Annotated in this window: 15 protein-coding genes and 1 pseudogene; 6 read left to right on the top strand and 10 right to left on the bottom strand. The window is 44.1% G+C overall.

The window, feature by feature from the left end:
* Together VNN20_08795 and VNN20_08790 are read left to right on the top strand one after the other, a co-directional pair.
* The coding region (locus VNN20_08795) for a hypothetical protein (GenBank protein ID HWP92278.1) at nucleotides 1-271 on the top strand (271 nt) is incomplete at its 5' end.
* A gap of 217 nt (nucleotides 272-488) precedes the next feature.
* The gene (locus tag VNN20_08790; protein ID HWP92277.1) at nucleotides 489-1,211 is read left to right on the top strand and encodes a chlorite dismutase family protein; all 723 of its coding nucleotides are present in this window, start codon (nucleotides 489-491) and stop codon (nucleotides 1,209-1,211) included.
* A 172-nt stretch (nucleotides 1,212-1,383) separates the two neighbouring features.
* On the opposite strand, the gene hslU is transcribed toward VNN20_08790, so the two are convergent.
* The 7 genes from hslU to VNN20_08755 form a co-directional block, all read right to left on the bottom strand.
* The gene (gene hslU / locus VNN20_08785; protein ID HWP92276.1) at nucleotides 1,384-2,709 is read right to left on the bottom strand and encodes an ATP-dependent protease ATPase subunit HslU; all 1,326 of its coding nucleotides are present in this window, start codon (nucleotides 2,707-2,709) and stop codon (nucleotides 1,384-1,386) included.
* 3 nt (nucleotides 2,710-2,712) lie between these two features.
* On the bottom strand, nucleotides 2,713-3,246 hold the full coding sequence (gene hslV / locus VNN20_08780) for an ATP-dependent protease subunit HslV (GenBank protein ID HWP92275.1): 534 nt from the start codon (nucleotides 3,244-3,246) through the stop codon (nucleotides 2,713-2,715).
* The gene (gene xerC, locus VNN20_08775) at nucleotides 3,243-4,142 is read right to left on the bottom strand and encodes a tyrosine recombinase XerC (protein HWP92274.1); all 900 of its coding nucleotides are present in this window, start codon (nucleotides 4,140-4,142) and stop codon (nucleotides 3,243-3,245) included. The genes hslV and xerC overlap by 4 nt, the downstream gene beginning before the upstream one ends.
* Before the next feature lie 142 nt (nucleotides 4,143-4,284).
* Nucleotides 4,285-6,414 (bottom strand): LysM peptidoglycan-binding domain-containing protein, encoded by a 2,130-nt coding sequence (locus VNN20_08770; protein ID HWP92273.1) that lies wholly within the window; start codon nucleotides 6,412-6,414, stop codon nucleotides 4,285-4,287.
* 422 nt (nucleotides 6,415-6,836) lie between these two features.
* Nucleotides 6,837-7,046 carry a hypothetical protein gene (locus VNN20_08765; GenBank protein HWP92272.1) on the bottom strand — a complete coding sequence of 70 codons (210 nt, stop codon included), beginning with the start codon at nucleotides 7,044-7,046 and terminating at the stop codon, nucleotides 6,837-6,839.
* Nucleotides 7,047-7,216: 170 nt separating this feature from the next.
* A complete protein-coding gene (locus VNN20_08760; GenBank protein ID HWP92271.1) occupies nucleotides 7,217-7,450 on the bottom strand; it encodes a hypothetical protein in 234 nt (77 codons plus the stop codon).
* Between the two features lie 86 nt (nucleotides 7,451-7,536).
* Nucleotides 7,537-7,779: a hypothetical protein gene (locus VNN20_08755; GenBank protein ID HWP92270.1), complete on the bottom strand. Its 243-nt coding sequence runs from the start codon at nucleotides 7,777-7,779 to the stop codon at nucleotides 7,537-7,539.
* Between the two features lie 187 nt (nucleotides 7,780-7,966).
* On the opposite strand from VNN20_08755, the gene VNN20_08750 reads away from it, so the two are divergent.
* Complete coding sequence (locus tag VNN20_08750; GenBank protein ID HWP92269.1) at nucleotides 7,967-9,184, top strand: glycosyltransferase family 4 protein; 1,218 nt, start codon at nucleotides 7,967-7,969, stop codon at nucleotides 9,182-9,184.
* A 286-nt stretch (nucleotides 9,185-9,470) separates the two neighbouring features.
* Here the strand turns inward: VNN20_08750 and VNN20_08745 are convergent, their stop codons facing one another.
* Nucleotides 9,471-10,166: a sulfotransferase gene (locus tag VNN20_08745; GenBank protein ID HWP92268.1), complete on the bottom strand. Its 696-nt coding sequence runs from the start codon at nucleotides 10,164-10,166 to the stop codon at nucleotides 9,471-9,473.
* 392 nt (nucleotides 10,167-10,558) lie between these two features.
* Nucleotides 10,559-11,662: a hypothetical protein gene (locus VNN20_08740; protein HWP92267.1), complete on the bottom strand. Its 1,104-nt coding sequence runs from the start codon at nucleotides 11,660-11,662 to the stop codon at nucleotides 10,559-10,561.
* A 198-nt stretch (nucleotides 11,663-11,860) separates the two neighbouring features.
* On the opposite strand from VNN20_08740, the gene VNN20_08735 reads away from it, so the two are divergent.
* Genes VNN20_08735 through VNN20_08725 form a run of 3 tightly spaced genes read left to right on the top strand, consistent with a single transcriptional unit; the run spans nucleotide 11,861 to nucleotide 14,615 of the window.
* On the top strand, nucleotides 11,861-12,007 hold the full coding sequence (locus VNN20_08735; GenBank protein HWP92266.1) for a hypothetical protein: 147 nt from the start codon (nucleotides 11,861-11,863) through the stop codon (nucleotides 12,005-12,007).
* Entirely contained in the window at nucleotides 12,004-13,209 is a 1,206-nt protein-coding gene (locus VNN20_08730; protein ID HWP92265.1) for a glycosyltransferase family 4 protein, read from the top strand. Before VNN20_08735 ends, VNN20_08730 begins: the two co-directional genes overlap by 4 nt.
* Nucleotides 13,210-13,253: 44 nt before the next feature.
* Entirely contained in the window at nucleotides 13,254-14,615 is a 1,362-nt protein-coding gene (locus tag VNN20_08725; protein ID HWP92264.1) for an oligosaccharide flippase family protein, read from the top strand.
* Nucleotides 14,616-14,634: 19 nt separating this feature from the next.
* Here the strand turns inward: VNN20_08725 and VNN20_08720 are convergent.
* Nucleotides 14,635-15,903, bottom strand: a pseudogene (locus VNN20_08720) (class I SAM-dependent methyltransferase).
* Between the last annotated feature and the right edge of the window lie 201 nt (nucleotides 15,904-16,104).

Raw genomic sequence — 16,104 nt, 5'->3', positions numbered from 1 at the left:
ATGGTTGGGAAACAGGGCATTTTTGGAGCGGATGGAGAGATTGGTGGAGAAGAGGGATTTAGAAGAGGTTCCATCGGCACAGACTTTTCCCTCACGACCAACAAAACCCGATGTGCTTGAATCCGTTTCGAGAGAATATGGGATAACAGTAGAGGAGTTGGTTGGGCGAATGGATCAGGGGGCATATAGGGCGGCGGTTTATCTTTTGCGAAGGGTGGTTAATCTAAGCCTCAAGGGAGTGGCGGAGGAATTTGGAGTATTTAGTATTTAGTATTTAGTATTTAGGAAAAGGGATCGCTTAGCTCCGAGTGGGCTCAAAACACACTGAGTCTCAACCATTGTGCAAACATAGATGAAGATAAACTCATTTTCTAACTTTTTCATCTTATCTAGGCATCACCGTAAAATATAGTGACTCAAAGCCCTAAATTAGCCAATTTAATTAATTCGGTATAATCTGTTATATTTCCTACCCGAGAATTAACAATATGGCCACAAATAAAGACGACATACAACTCGACATAAGTGAAAAAGGGAGGAAGAAAGACGGGACTCCTACCTCGTTAGACCGGAGATTATTTGTTCAATTCTTAGCTTTCGGCAACTGTCGGGATATCGAACCTTTAATCGAAAGTTTGGAAAAGGCTGGTATCGATGGAGCATTATACTTAGACCTCAATGACCCATACGGGGTGGGTTTGGTCACCATGGATGAAAATCCCGATTTCTTTGTCGGTGAATTGAGAAGTACCTTGAATCGAGATCCTTTCATCGAACTAACACCCAAACCGGAATACACGATGCTCGGTAGAACCTATTCCTTCGGGTATGAACCGGACCTCGAAGAGGCCCTCATAAACGAGCCTAGAAGAAGGATACTGGACAAAGATTGGCCCTGGGCGATATGGTACCCGCTTCAGCGGGTCAAGTCGTTTGAAACCTTACCCGAAGATGAACAGCGGGCGGTATTGGGCGAGCACGGGAAGGTCGGGTTTAAATACGGCCGGGCCGGCTATGCCCGGGACATACGCCTGGCCTGTTATGGCCTCGACAAAAACGATAATGACTTCGTGATTGGCTTACTGGGAAAAGAGCTTTATCCGTTGTCGAGCGTGGTTCAGGCTATGCGAAAAACCAAGCAGACTGCTAAGTATTTAGAAAGCCTGGGGCCATTTTTTGTTGGAAAGGCCGTATGGCAGAGCGAGATTTAGTGCATTCGGGGACAGGTTTAATCGGGAAACAAGATGTAGAGACGCATTGCAATGCGTCTCTACAAAAAATGGATTCCCGTTTTCACGGGAGAGGCATTATCCTAGGGTAAAGACTGCCGACCTTAAATTCTAGCTCGTAAAGAGGCAAATCCAATCTGCATCAAAATTAGGTTCATAAAATATAATGACTCAAATCCCTATCCTTTACGATACCCTCGATCTTTTCTTTTATGTACTTTGAGTCTATTACGAATTTTTGTCTGGACATATCCGGGGCATTGAAGGAAACATCCTCCAGTATCTTTTCCAGGATAGTGTGGAGCCTTCTCGCTCCTATATTTTCCGTTGATTCGTTTACGTGGGCGGCTATGTCGGCGATCTCGGATATCGAATCTTCCTTGAACACCAGGTCGATGTTCTCGGTCCGGAGAAGCTCTTTATACTGCCGGATAAGGGCATTTTTAGGCTCGGTGAGTATCCTGATGAAATCCTCCTTCGTTAGCGGGTCGAGCTCCACCCTTATGGGGAATCGACCCTGAAGCTCTGGAATGAGGTCAGAGGGCTTTGAGACGTGAAATGCCCCGGCGCCTATGAAAAGTATGTGGTCGGTCCTCACCATACCGTGTTTGGTGTTCACGGTGCATCCCTCTATTATCGGAAGCAAATCCCGCTGTACACCCTCTCTGGAGACGTCGGGCCCGGCCGTGCTTTCGCGTCCGGCTACCTTGTCTATCTCATCTATGAAAACTATCCCGGCCTGTTCCACCCGCTCTATGGCCAGCTTGACTACCTTATCCATGTCTACAAGCTTCTCCGCCTCTTCCTGGATCAATAGCTTCATCGCCTCCGGGACCCGGACCTTCCTTTTTTTGGTGCGCTTGGGGAAAAGGTTTCCAAGCATGTCCGAAATGTTTACATCCATCTCCTCGAGGCCGGAAGGGGTAAAAACCTGTATGGGAAAGTTTCTCGAGGCAACTTCGATATCCACATATCTTTCGTCAAGCTTCCCTTCCCGCAATAGCTTTCTCAATTTTTCCCGAGTATCGCTCGAAGGCTCGGATTCCGCATTCTTGTTCTTCGGATATAATAAATCGAGTATCCTTTCCTCGGCCAGGTCCTCGGCTTTTACAAGCACCGTTTGCTTTTCTTCATCGGTCACCATCTTGACGGCTATGTCCGTAAGATCCCGGATCATAGATTCAACGTCCCGGCCGACGTACCCGACCTCGGTAAACTTAGAGGCCTCGACCTTAAGAAACGGGGCCTGGGCAAGCTTTGCCAACCTCCGGGCAATCTCCGTTTTGCCGACACCGGTAGGACCAATCATCAGTATATTTTTGGGGGCAATCTCGTCTCTCAACTCCGGGGTCACCCGCTGTCTCCTCCACCGGTTCCTAAGGGCGATAGCCACCGCCCTCTTCGCTTTATCCTGGCCGACAATGTACTTATCCAGTTCCGAGACGATTTCGCGGGGAGTAAAAAAAGCATCCCTAACCATTGTTTATAAAACCTCTACTATTATTTTATCGTTCGTGTAGATACATATTTCTGCCGCAATTTTGAGGGATTCCTCGACGATTTCTTTTGCGCTTAATTTGGAGTGTCTCAAGAGCGCTTTACCGGCAGACTGGGCAAAGGCGCCTCCCGAGCCGATTGCAATTATGTCATCATCGGGCTCGAGAACATCGCCGCTTCCGGAAATAAGAAAGATGCTCTCCTTATCGGCGATAGCCAGCAACGCCTCCAGTCTTCTCAGCATCCGGTCGGTTCTCCAATCCCTGGCCAGTTCGACGGCCGCCCTTCTCAGGTTCCCCCTATACTCTTCGAGCTTCGCCTCGAACTTATCAAAAAGGGTAATGGCATCCGCCGTAGCCCCGGAAAACCCGGCAAGCACTCTGCCGTTGTAGATTTTCCTCACCTTTTTTGCCGTGTGCTTTATAGCAGTCTGGCCAATCGTAACTTGACCGTCTCCGGCCATGGCCACCTGGCTGTTTTTTCTCACACACACTATTGTCGTTCCGTGAAATGTCTTCATTTTAGTCTCGCCCGGGGATGAGCCTTATCATAAACATCCATAATCCTCTCGACCGAGGTGTGGGTGTAACGCTGCGTGGTAGAGAGGCTCTTATGGCCGAGCATATCCTGGATGGCCCGCAAATCGGCGCCGCCTCCGAGCAGATGGGTGGCGAAGGTATGCCTCAAAACGTGCGGACTGACGTTTTTAGGAACTCCGGAAATAACCGCATATTTCTTCACGATCCTTCCCACACTCCTGGAAGTAAGCCTGTACCCACGGGAGTTTAAAAATAGAAAATCCTCTTTAGAATTCAATTCTTCCCTTTTGAGCAAATAAAGCTGAAGGGCCTCGACGGCTTTAGAGCCCAACGGGACGATCCTTTCCTTTCCTCCCTTACCTAGAACTTTAACCATCGAACCGGCAAGGTTGAGGTCATCCAATTTTATCCCCACGAGTTCACTTACCCGGAGTCCGCTCGAATAGAAAAGCTCAAGCATTGCCCTATCCCTGGAATCCAACACCCCGTCCTTTTTGGGGGTATCCACCAACTTAAAGATTTCATCCACGGTTAGAAAAGATGGGAGCCTCTTCTCCCCCTTTGGTGTAGGTACTAGCTTGGCAAGGTTGTTTTGAACCACGCCCTCCCGAAGAAGGAACTCAAAGAAACTCCTTACCGAGGCAAGTTTTCTGGATATAGAAGTCCTTGAATTTCTTCTATAGAGCCAGGCGACATAAGCTCTTATATCTATCTCCTCAACCCCGGAAATATCCAATTTTTCGCCGACGGCTGCTTGTCTCTTTTCTAGAAAAGAGGCAAATTCAAGGAGGTCTGTGGTGTAAGCCCTAACCGTGTGTTCAGAGTAATTTCTTTCAGAAGTCAAAAAATTCTTAAACCTTTTAACATGTTCTATCATAATATCTGTTTCCAATAATATATACATGGGCTGGGGATATTTCAAATAAGAATTGGATAAAGAGGGAGGAAAAAAAGTAGGGGGCACGCTGCAGCGTGCCCCCTACCGCTAAAGCTTTTATTCTTCAGCCTAGAGAGGAAAGTTATTGACTTTCAAAACCCTTATAGTCTTTGGACATCTCGTCATAAAATAATCCGCTAACCTCGATTCGCTTAGCCCCGATGTATCTCTTTCTGTAATAAGGCAGATTCATGCTATCAATGGTAACCCTCTTAGCTTTAGAAGATGCATGTATAAATTCGGTATCACCGATATATATTCCCACATGTGAGGGATAACTGGCATAAGTCCTGAAAAATACCAGGTCGCCAGTGATCAACTCATCTTTACTCACGCTTTCCCCGACCTTGTATATATCACGGGCGGTTCTGGGAAGGTCCACATCAAAAAAATCGAATACCTTATTGACAAAAGCCGAGCAGTCAAGCCCCTTGACCGGCGAATTTCCTCCGAATTTGTAAGGAGCTCCCAGAAACTTCTTGGCCACACTTATGATGCTCCTTCTCGAGGAATAACTACCGTTTCTGTAACTAGCAGGATTACTGCCGGAGATGCTGGAATACGCTTCTTCCCGGTCAGCTTTGTACTGCTCTTGGCCGGGAACAGCCAGAACCTGTCCTACGCGTATGGTGTTGCCTTTAATCCCGTTCGCTCTCTTTAAATCCGCAACCGAGACACCGAACCTGTTACCGATACCGCCCAGAGTATCGCCTTTCATAACAACGTAACTGCCCTGGTAAGATGTTGCTTTCTCTTGTTTATGGGAATTGGGTATTAACAAAACGTCTCCGGCGTAGAGGGAACTGCCCTTCAATCCATTTGCTCTCTTTATAGATTCCGCCGAAACACCAAATTTTCTGGCGATAGTGCTTAAATTATCTCCCCTTTTAACCGTATATCTTTTATCCGTAATAACCGTCTCGATATTCACTTTTCGAGCGACATCGGCTTTGACAGAACCGGGTATTATGAGAACCTTTCCCACCTTTAAGCTGTCGCTATTAAGTCCATTCACATCCTTCAGGTCTTTGACGGAAACACCAAAATTGTTAGCTAATTCACTAAGGGTATCTCCCTTTTTCACCGTGTACTTTATCGAAACCGGAGTAGAAGCGGATACTACTTCTAGGGGCTCTTTTTCCTCGGTCCTGGTTGGAGCGACATCCACATCTTTCGTCACTGCGGTAATATTGCTGAGACCGGACGAAGAATATATGACCAGTCTTTGTCCAATCTTTAAGTTATTGCTCTTAAGATCATTTATCTTTTTTATATCACTAACGGAAACTCCAAACCGGCTGCCGATCCCGCTTAGCGTATCGCCCCTGACAACAACATATTCAATCTTGTTAGTGGTTACAGTTTGACTATACTGCTCATCACCGACGGCCTTTTCAACCCCTTCACCCTTACCCGGGATTAAAAGTATATCCCCTATATTCAATCTATCTTGGCGAAGCCCATTTGCTTCTTTTATAGAGCTGACCGAGACCCCAAACTTCCTAGACAGGTCATACAAGTTATCCCCACTGCGGACGACGTAGCTTCCGGAAGCTTGGCCCGTCTCTACCGAGCCCTTCTGGGCCATGCCTTCACCGGCTCCCGACCAAGGAACTGTCAGTATCCTGCCGACCTGCAATCGGTCATCGAGGAGCCCATTTGTGTTTTTCAGTTCCGGAACGGTCACACCAAATTTATAGGCGATAGCGCCGAGCGTATCGCCCTTTTTGACTGTGTAATTTGTGGGGACTGAATATGAAGTGTTTTTAGTTTGTAGAGGCTCTTTTTGCTTAGAAGGTGTTTCCGCCCGCTCTATCTCTTGCTTGGAGTTATTGGACGGATTCGATGAAGGTATGGCCAGCTTTTGCCCTATCTGTAATCTGTTGCTGTTTAGATTGTTAGCCTTCTTTATGTCCTCGCTGGATACCCCGAACCGGGCTCCTATTTGACTTAATGTATCGCCCTTTTCAACTACATACTCTTTTTGGTTAATTCCCGCCTTCTTAGCATCCGGAATAGCAAGGGTATCGCCAATATCAAGCCTGTCCTCGTTGAGACCGTTTACCCTCTTTAACGTGTCTACCGGGACTCCAAACCTCTTTGATAGCGTGTATAAATTATCTCCTTTCTTTACTACATATTTTGTTACGGCGTGAACGGTATTGGGAAGAAAAAGTAGTAATAATAGTAATACAGAGTGCTTTGAGGTCATAACCACTCCTCCTTAAGAGACTTATTTCAGAACAACCCTGAAACACCTCAACCTCGTGAGCAAATAAAACCTTTGCTCCTTCCTCTACCTCAAAGTAACTTTATTTTCAAAGATCGAATAAAAAAATTCGCCAAATTATACATTAATTCCGCTGATGTGCAAAGTATTCAAAGTAACCAGTCAATATCAGCGGAAGGAGAGGTTTAAACCCTAATACATTCACCCCGGAAAGGAAACACGATAGCAGGCAGAACTGCTGAATAAAAATCATCAAACATGAAGAATGTGCTGGTGAGACTTAAGCTACAGAATCCTTATTCTTCCGTCGAGGGATGGACAATAATCCACCCAACGGAATATCTCGTTGCATAAATCAATCCCTTGACCGTCGGAGAACTAAGGGCGAGAAAACATAAATAGACTCATCGATATTCATCCCTTGTTGTACTACTATTTAACCAATCACCCAAGGGCATGCCCATGAGATGAAGAACTGTGATAGAGCCATCCTCCGTCCTACTCCTCATCAAGACCTGACCCACCAGTGCATGGGCAATTTTTTGGACATCCGGCTTGCCGATTTTATGCAGGTCGATAAACTCGGATAAACAAATGGTGAACACCCCTCTCATCGGGCTTCCGAAATCCGAATCCCTAGAGTAAACAATGTTGAATGTTACTTCGTGGTCGTCCGAAGACGGTGAACTTATTTCTGATATGCCTACAATCCGGATGAAATCAAGCGACTGCAGTTAATCCTCCCCAAACTGCTTAATAAAAAATATTTCTTTAATCCATATTACTAGCCGATGGGATAGGCAATGCCCTGTAAATTACGTACGTCCCTTTCTAGATGGTCCAGCCTCGAGGAAATTTTCTCTATTTCTGCGAATAAGGTTTCTAAGGAAACCGTGCTCCTGGAAGCACGTTTAGTTTTGTTGCTCTTTGGCTTAACCTTGGTTTTGGTTTTAACATTCTTCGCCGCTTTTTTAGCCTTGGGGTTACTCTTGGTTGCCGCTTTCTTGGACCTCTTCATTCTATTCTCCCTCCTTTTTACTTGATTCCTTCAAACCATAAAGAAGCAACTTCACCCCACCCTTGTTCGACAAACTAAGACATTCTTTACAATCTATTTGTGCAGATATATAGAAATTCCTGCCCTAATTCCCACCCCACCGTGACAATCTGAATTTGACCGCTTTCTTCGAGCTCCCTAAGCGCCTCTACCACCTCCACCTTGGTCCGATTATAATCCCCATCCGGGTTCGCCAGGAGCATCTGTCTCGTGAGTTTGTCCGTGTTGGTGTGTCCTTGCCCTACGCCGGTACAGAGAAATTTAAGCAGCTCTGATGAAAGACCATTCATTTCCTCACCTAAAATTTCATAGCTTGATCAGCAGATTAAAAACTCAAGATTAAAACAACATGAAATCGATATGGCAGTCCAAACATAGCATAAAACACAATATAGTGTAAAATAAAACAATCTTCAATACCTAACAAACATTCAGTAATGATTCTTTATCAAAAGTAAAATAACAATTATTTAACCGATGAGGGTCCTCATATATACTCACGAATTTCCTCCTTTTTTGGGAGGGCTGGCTACAGCAAGTTACAAACTGGTGAAGGGAATCTCGCAAGCGGGGATAAAAACCGTGGTCCTTGCACCAAGCTATTCGTCTAAAGACGGAGAAATAGATAAGATTCTAAAGTGTAAAATCATACGAATTCCTCTGCTCAGAAAAATAAAGAGACTACGATACCCCGGTACCCTCGTAGGGTACCTTCTGGGATGGACATTTTTTGCTCTAACTGTTTTTAGAGAGAAACCAGATATCGTGCTTTTTATATCAGAGGAAGCGGAAGTGGTAGGAGGATTATTACCCACATTTCCATTTAAACCCATAGTAAGAGTTGCAGGCTCTGGAGTAACAACACATTTTTTGGGCAACCAAGTAAGAAAAAAGCTTCTACAATTACCGATGCTTCGGCTTTACAAAAAAGCATTACTTATAGCAGCTGCAAGTCATTTTACAAAAGAATTACTAGAAAAAATCGATATTCCTCGGGATAAGATTACAGTTATATATAATGGCGTCGAAAAATATATGATTCATCGGGAACCGAACAGAAAAAAGATAGAAGAATTAAGGAAAAAACTAGGTATAGGTAAAGAAGATAAAATCCTGCTTACCGTAGCAAGGATTCTCCCCAGGAAAGGGCAAGATACGGTTATTAGAGCGCTTCCAAAGGTGCTAAGCAGATATTCACGGGTCAAGTACATTGTAGTTGGAGAAGGAAAATATAAGGGAAATTTTAAAAGGCTGGCCAAGAAAATGAAAATAAGTGACAATGTGATTTTCACAGGAGGCGTTCCTCATGAAGAAACAATAAATTTCTATGACTTATGTGACATATTTATAATGCCAAACAGATTCTGGAATGACAAAGTAGAGGGACTGCCAAACGCGTTGCTTGAGGCAAGTGCAAGAGGAAAGCCAGTTATAGCCGGGGCAAACGGAGGTTCAAAAGAGGCGGTAAAGCACGGAATAACCGGGTTCCTAGTGAATCCAGAAGATATTGAGGAGATTGCAGGTGTTATTCTAGATTTGCTTGAAAATGAGAAAAAAGCTCGAACTATGGGAGAGAATGGCAAACAGATGATAAGGCAAATTTTTACAGAGGAGATAATGATTAATAATTACGTTAAAATTCTGAACGACTCCACTAAAAAGCAAACTACTCCGGCCTTAGATTCATTCAAATGAACAAGGCAAAAACAATTTTAAAAAAGTCCCTTTTCCAATCCTCCTTGGCTTTTTGCAGAAAAAACGCCTCCAGTATTTTTCAGCTTTATAAGCGGTATAGTTCTAGTCAGAATGCTCGGGCTAAGGGATTATGGACATCTAAGCTTACGTAGACATACTAAAATCAATTCTTTGATTTTAGAGTATTAAGAAACTGCTGCCAAGTACATGGAAACATTTTGATAAAGTGCAAGAAAGACAAAAATCCGAACGGATATTTGGAGTTTGTGATTTAATCTTCCGTATCCTAGTAACCATGCGCCCTCAAACGTAGAGCCACACGAGCTGTGAAAGCCTCTAGCTCTGGATCACACCGGTAAGCATAAGCACGGTCCGGTCTCACCTTACTCGCCACCATTTGAATATCTTTATCCGTGGCCCGGAGTCCACAAAAGTCCGATATGGACCTCAGTAATCTGGCAGGCTCAGCCAAAAGATCCTCATATTTAACCTCAATAGCTCTATCTTTTAGACCGTTCAAGTGGGCTCTAGCTTCTTCGATGTATTCTTCCCACATCGACAGCCCCTCCTCAAGAGAGTCACACCTCAAATCAACGAAGAGACGGGGCTTGGGCACAAACTTCAACATTAAATAGAGCCAATAGAGACGTTTTAAACTTGGGTGCCTATCTTTTAAACGGAAGAGACCCCTTTTGCGCCTCATCATTAAGCTATTTACTACATCTACCCCATGCCGACATATGTGAATCACCTTAGCATCAGGGAATATATCCAACCATAAAGGCAAGGTATAAGTGTTGCGGGGATCTTTCCAGCCCCATGGCCTATCCAGATTGACTGGAGTTCGATAATGTAAATATTTAATCAAGCCCAGGAACGAAATTGCCCTTGGAGTTTTCATTATGAAACTAATAAAATCAGCAAATAATGCTCTAGCCTCTTGATCCCTAAGAAGATATTTGATCGAGCCCGGATTTTCCAAACCCCCGCTGCACTGCGCTAGAAGCCAGCTATTTAATTGTAAAAAAAAAGAGCCTCATTATTCCTGGTTTTCTTATTGCCGGCAAAGAGACCTAATTGCTCCAGCATCTCTACCAGCAAAGTGGTACCAGAACGACTCATCCCTATTATTATAATCGGAGGATATGGCTTCATGTATCTATAACCCCTTAAAATAATTGGTAAATTTTAAAGCGTGATGAGCGCCCACCTATGGCTCTATTCTTTTTCCAATGGGACTTTTGTCAACATTGTTTACAATAACACCCTTAGACTCGTGCACAGGGCTTTGGCTTCGGTATAATTGCTTAACTACATGACCAAAATAAGATCTGCGGAATCACTAATATATAGAATGTGGTCCAAGCCGCCGGCTCAGGTGTTGCCACTAACCTTCTCCATAAGATTTTTCCCATTATAATTGGATGTAATCGCCTTCCGCCAAAGGCTAGTAAGTATTACTTTATGCTCAAATATATCGGATTTCCTGGCGTGTTCGAACCCAATCTGACGCTTTTCCTCGGGAAATGGTCTAGAAATAATGTCCACCACCTCGCTGATCGAGTTATACAGGAAGCCAGCATCCCCCACATACTCTCTTAAGTCGGGGCGTAAATTCGGCATGCACACACCCACGCCAGATGCCTGTGCTTCAGCGACCGCCATCGGCCAGCCGACGGTCTTTAACTTGTGGGAAGCCGTATAGACCAACCATCTATGCTTCTTATATTCACGCGGCATATCTTCCGGTTCAATCGGTGGAATAATATTCACCGGACTCCCTACCGATTTGTTCAACCGACTAATCTTCCCCAATTTGTAACCGATTGCATATAAGTTGAATTCCATATTCGGCACCAAGGTAGCGAGCCGGATGAAGTCTTCCATCTTTTTCTTGGGAATGCATGCACCTGTATTCATAATTGCCTGACCATTAGGGGAACGATCATGAAAAAGTCGGTAATTTACTACCGGATAACAGTCATATATTTTTTCACTGCGAATGCCCGCTCTTTCAAGCGTTGGTCGGGTAAAAGGGAAGGAAAGTATACCCAGACATAGATCATCATTTATTGAGGGCATTCCTTTGCGAATAACGTGAGGAATGAAATCCCTTCCAGGCAATCGGATGTAATCGAATAAAGACGATTTCTTCCCTGGCCATATAGTATCGAATGAATGCGCCCTTATAGTAAAGGGGACGTTGGTCTGCGAAGAAAGCTTGGCCAAGATGTGGGTTTGGTCAAGATAGTGGCTGTGGAGAACATGGGGGCGGAATTCCTCTATGGCTTCACGTATCATCCCGAGGTTAGATATGTAAGAAAACGGAACATGGTTCTTATAAGAGATATTAGGTCTTTTCATGGCGATTATCCTAATATCGCATTCATCTTTTACCGCCTCAATTTCATTTTTTTCATAAGTGTGAGATAACTGAGGAAAATCCCTGAGAATGTACATTACGCGTAATTTATTCATGATGAACCTTAAATTTGAAAGGGGTTGGAATCAATAATTTGATAAGTACCCTATTTCATGAAAATTATTGTAGTTTTTACCATAAGAACATTTTAATGTCAAAAGCTTCAGCCCTAGACAAAAGACCTTTCCTAAACCTTCTTACCACCTTGCTTTGTCAGTGGATTATTATAATGGGTATATTATATACTTAAAGCAATGAGAACCACGTACGCGGTAAGTCCACCAATAGAGAACAAAGAGAGCGGAAAACTGGATAACGAAGCCTCGACCGATGTTGTCCTTGATATCAAGACTCGCTCGCCGGAAGGGAGTAAGAGAATACCAGAGGGAATTCAGGCATGAGGGTGCTGATATACACTCACCGGTTTCCCCCCTCCGAGGGTGGCATGCAAACCCAATGCCTGAACATGGCAAGGGGGCTTCAGGAAGCGGGAAAAGAAGTTATAGTTCTTGCCCCAAGTTACACTTCGGATGAAAAGGAATTAGATAAAAAAAATGGCCTTAAGGTCATACGGATACCATTTATAGGAAAAAACCGGGGGCCACTTTTGAAGTATGTATTGGGGTTCTTTTATTTAACGGCGGTTCTCCTTTGGTATCACCCCAATATAGTGTTTTTCATCCATAAGGAGACACAGATTATAGGGGGAATGTTCCCATTATTCCCATTTAAGTACATGGTAAGGGCAACCGCCAGACCGGATTTTCTATCCTATTCATTCAGAGAGTTCTGGTTAATTCCCCTAATATTCATGATCAAGAGAATGTACTCAAGTGCAACAAGAATTATATGCCACAGCCATACCGTCAAAGAAGTCCTCGAACGAGCTCAAATTTCTATGGAAAACGTAGTGGTCATAGGCAGCGGAGTGGAAAAAAGATTTCTTTCTGAACCGCCTAGAGTTGAAGTCCTTCACAAGCTCAAAGAAAAGTTCGGAATTCAAAAAGGAGAGAAGGTGATTCTAACAGTGGCAAGGGTTGTAAGGAGAAAGGGACAGGACTCGGTCATAAATGCGCTTTCCCGAATAATAAATGAGTTCCCAAAGATAAAATATTTGATCGTAGGGGACGGGGATTACAAAGGAACGCTTGTAACCCTGGTGAAAAAGCTCGGGTTAACAGACAAGGTAATATTCACCGGTGAAATTCCGCACGACGATATAATCCATTTCTACGACATTTGTGATGTTTTCACGATGCTTAACAGACCTATTGGTGGAAAGATAGAGGGGCTTCCTAACGCTCTGTTAGAGGCCGCAGCCAGGGGAAAGCCCATCATAGCCGGGGCGAATTTTGGCTCCCTTGAAGTAGTGGAGGATGGCAAAAGCGGTTACTTGGTGAATCCCGATAATGCGGATGAGATCAGAACCGCTATTTTGGACCTACTTAAAAACGAGGATAAGGCCCTGGCTTTCGGGAAAAAGGGAAAGCAAAGAGTTCAAAATTTTTATACTGAAGATATTATGATGAATGAATTACTGAGGGTTTTAGAGGATCTTAACGGTGTCCCCTCAAAAGATGCCTTAGGAAGGGATTTTACTTAGCCTTTATAAGGCTCACAATCTACGCCTTCATGTCAAACCATCCGATGGATCAAGCCGCTCACAAGGGTGAAAAGACGATAAGAAATCGGCTATTTCGTAACGCCTCCTGGCTTTTCGGGGGGAAAACAATCGCCGGCGCCTTCTCCGCTCTCCAGACGGTGATTATAGCAAGAATGCTAGGGGTAGACGACTATGGACTTCTAGCCTTGGTCACAGCCTATGTAGAAATTTTGAATAACTTTTTTGATTTCAAGGTTTGGGAAACCGCAACAAAGTATATAGGCACCTTTTGGGCCAAAGGAGAGAAAGGAAAGACCCTCTCTATGATAAAGCTCTCTTATATCATCGACATATCGAGTGGGATCTTGGCCTTTATCATAGCTATTCTTACTGCCAAGATGGCCAGCTCTTACGTCATTCACTCCCCTCAGGCCTACACCCTTATATGGGCTTATTCACTGAGCCTCCTGATAAAGACGGCTAACTCAACCTCTGACGCAATACTTAGGGTGTTCGATAAGTTCAAACGGATTGCTTTTGTGTCTTCGTTTATATCCCTTTTTAACCTTGTCTTGGTTTCTCTGTTGCTATACCTGGGAATGGGTATAAATGGGGTTCTTTTTTCGTATGTAGTAGCGAGCTTTTTGGACTTCTCTATCGGGATTTGGGTCGTCTCAAAAACCCTGGGAGAGAACCAGCTCACCGGATGGTGGAGGTCGGATTTAAGCCTGGTCAGAGACCAATGGAAAGGGATTGCCTGGTTTTTGGGAAACACCAGTCTTGCGGCGACGCTTAAGATGGCAAACGACAATTTTCTGGGTATTTTGGTCTTGGGGTATTATTCGGGAAAAGAAGGAGCAGCCTATTACAAGATTGCAAAGTCTTTTGTAAAGTTAATGACCCGTATTATGGGCCCTCTTTATGAGGCTATATATCCAGAGCTTGTAAGGATTTCGAGCTTAAATGCGTTGAAGGATTTCAAAAAACTTCTCAAATATTCAACGAAAAACCTTATGCGATTCACAATTCCAGTGGCCATAGTAATCCTGATATTTTCGGACCCGATTATAACTCTCATATTTGGAAAAGAATATCTTCCTGCTTCAAATCCACTCAGAATCGTTACTTTGGCCGTCCTATTAACGCATCTAACCTTCTGGGTAAACCCGGCGCTACTCGCTTTTGGGAGACCGGGGCTTCGAACACTCATAGGAGCAGCTTCGACAACCTCGTATATCGTATTGTTATTTCTCCTCGTTCCCAGTTTCTCGTATATCGGAGCGGCTTTCGCCTTTTTAGGATACGCTATAGTGAAGGCGTTAGCCTCTTTTATTGGTCTTAAGTTCTCCATAAGAAAGGAAAAGGAGAGAATTTCAAAAGCCCGAGCCTCTATGCCTCCGGTTTGAATTTATGGCTTTTATGGAACTAACTAACCAACTTCAGAGCCAGTTCTTCTGTAATTGCCTTTGCCTTGCGCGAACTAACATCAATATATCTAACCTCAAACCCATGTGCCTTACAATACGAAATCCAACTATCATAGAGCTTGCGCAGCCTACCCGGCTGCGAGTATTCGAAAATCAGGCGTTCGGCCCTGCGCTTGTGTCTACGCATAGGAAGCCAATAGCTATTCAGAACCTCTTTAACCCGCGAAACAAGGTAATCAGGCGGACAGACTAAAATATAGGCAGTCTTTTTATCCGCAACCCGCTCTATGGTTAGCGCCGGGTCAAACTCATAGTCTCTATACCTACGTAATATGGGTCTACATATATTGTATTCCAATGCAAGTTTGTTCACTTCTACACCCGGGCTCTTCTGCAAATCCAAGGCAGTCATTACCTGCCAGCCATCCTGCATGTTCAAGTCCAATAGTTGACTGACCTCCAAGTCCCCAGACTTGAGTCTTCGCACAAATTCACTCTTGCCGATACTCGACGGTCCAGAGACAAACCGTAAGGCAGTGAGGTTCCTTCTGGAAACTACGGCCAAGTACCGATTCGGGCGGTCTGAATCTATAAATTCAAGTCTCTCTACATCACAATGTTGATTTTGAAAGAAATGTTCGATCCACTTACGCGTCATCAAGAACCTGCCCCGGGAGTTAACCACCAGAATTGACGGTTGAAGCGCAGATGGCAACGACTTTAATAAAGGTCCCCACCATCCGAGGAGTGCCTTATTAGCTCTCAATCGACCTATATCCGGGCTCTTTAACCCTATATCCCCAATCTCCAGGACAAGCTTTTTCCTGGTCATATTGACTAACTTTTGAATGATATTTATGGGGTCTGTAACATGATGAAGTATATTGAGGCATAAAACATAATCGAACATTCCTAGCTCACTAACATCTAGAACACTACGCTTCAGAAACTCTATATCCATACCCAAAACCCGGCTCAACCTAATCGCTGTGGCCAAGCGATCCCCGTCAATATCTACTCCCACAACCCTTCCAGCATTCCTTTCCTTAGCAGCGAAGGAGAAATAACCTTCAGCACAACCGATGTCCAGGACACTGGCCCCATTAAGATTGGGAGGGAATATTTGATTTGCAATTTGAGAACGATCTCGCCCCGGGGTATCCAGACCAAAGGGTAGACGGATTTTCTGATACCAGCTTGGGTGCTCCTTTAAAATTTCTAGAATCTCATCTTTATTCACCGTGTATTTAACCTCCCAAGTCTCCCACTTAACCCGATTCTTAGCATCATTTTATAGGTAGTGGGTGTCAGTCTTTTCTCTGAACTTTAAATGTTTATGTCACTCCATAAACCATATCATATCTTCACGGATTATTTATTCTACCTCTAATAAACACCTTGTAAAACGCTGTCAAAGACTTTAAACGTCGCAAAACAGCTTTCTGGTCGTCTTTTTAAAATAGCATAA

Source organism: Thermodesulfobacteriota bacterium (assembly GCA_035559815.1).
In the GTDB taxonomy this organism is placed as follows: Bacteria; Desulfobacterota_D; UBA1144; order Nemesobacterales; family CSP1-2; genus DATMAT01.
This window is presented reverse-complemented; position numbering and strand designations above follow the sequence as displayed.

Coding starts and splice junctions, on each gene's coding strand:
- VNN20_08790 (HWP92277.1), top strand. CDS start 489: ATGGCCACAAATAAAGACGACATACAACTCGACATAAGTGAAAAAGGG.
- hslU (HWP92276.1), bottom strand. CDS start 2,709: ATGGTTAGGGATGCTTTTTTTACTCCCCGCGAAATCGTCTCGGAACTG.
- hslV (HWP92275.1), bottom strand. CDS start 3,246: ATGAAGACATTTCACGGAACGACAATAGTGTGTGTGAGAAAAAACAGC.
- xerC (HWP92274.1), bottom strand. CDS start 4,142: ATGATAGAACATGTTAAAAGGTTTAAGAATTTTTTGACTTCTGAAAGA.
- VNN20_08770 (HWP92273.1), bottom strand. CDS start 6,414: ATGACCTCAAAGCACTCTGTATTACTATTATTACTACTTTTTCTTCCC.
- VNN20_08765 (HWP92272.1), bottom strand. CDS start 7,046: ATGAGAGGGGTGTTCACCATTTGTTTATCCGAGTTTATCGACCTGCAT.
- VNN20_08760 (HWP92271.1), bottom strand. CDS start 7,450: ATGAAGAGGTCCAAGAAAGCGGCAACCAAGAGTAACCCCAAGGCTAAA.
- VNN20_08755 (HWP92270.1), bottom strand. CDS start 7,779: ATGAATGGTCTTTCATCAGAGCTGCTTAAATTTCTCTGTACCGGCGTA.
- VNN20_08750 (HWP92269.1), top strand. CDS start 7,967: ATGAGGGTCCTCATATATACTCACGAATTTCCTCCTTTTTTGGGAGGG.
- VNN20_08740 (HWP92267.1), bottom strand. CDS start 11,662: ATGAATAAATTACGCGTAATGTACATTCTCAGGGATTTTCCTCAGTTA.
- VNN20_08735 (HWP92266.1), top strand. CDS start 11,861: ATGAGAACCACGTACGCGGTAAGTCCACCAATAGAGAACAAAGAGAGC.
- VNN20_08730 (HWP92265.1), top strand. CDS start 12,004: ATGAGGGTGCTGATATACACTCACCGGTTTCCCCCCTCCGAGGGTGGC.
- VNN20_08725 (HWP92264.1), top strand. CDS start 13,254: ATGGATCAAGCCGCTCACAAGGGTGAAAAGACGATAAGAAATCGGCTA.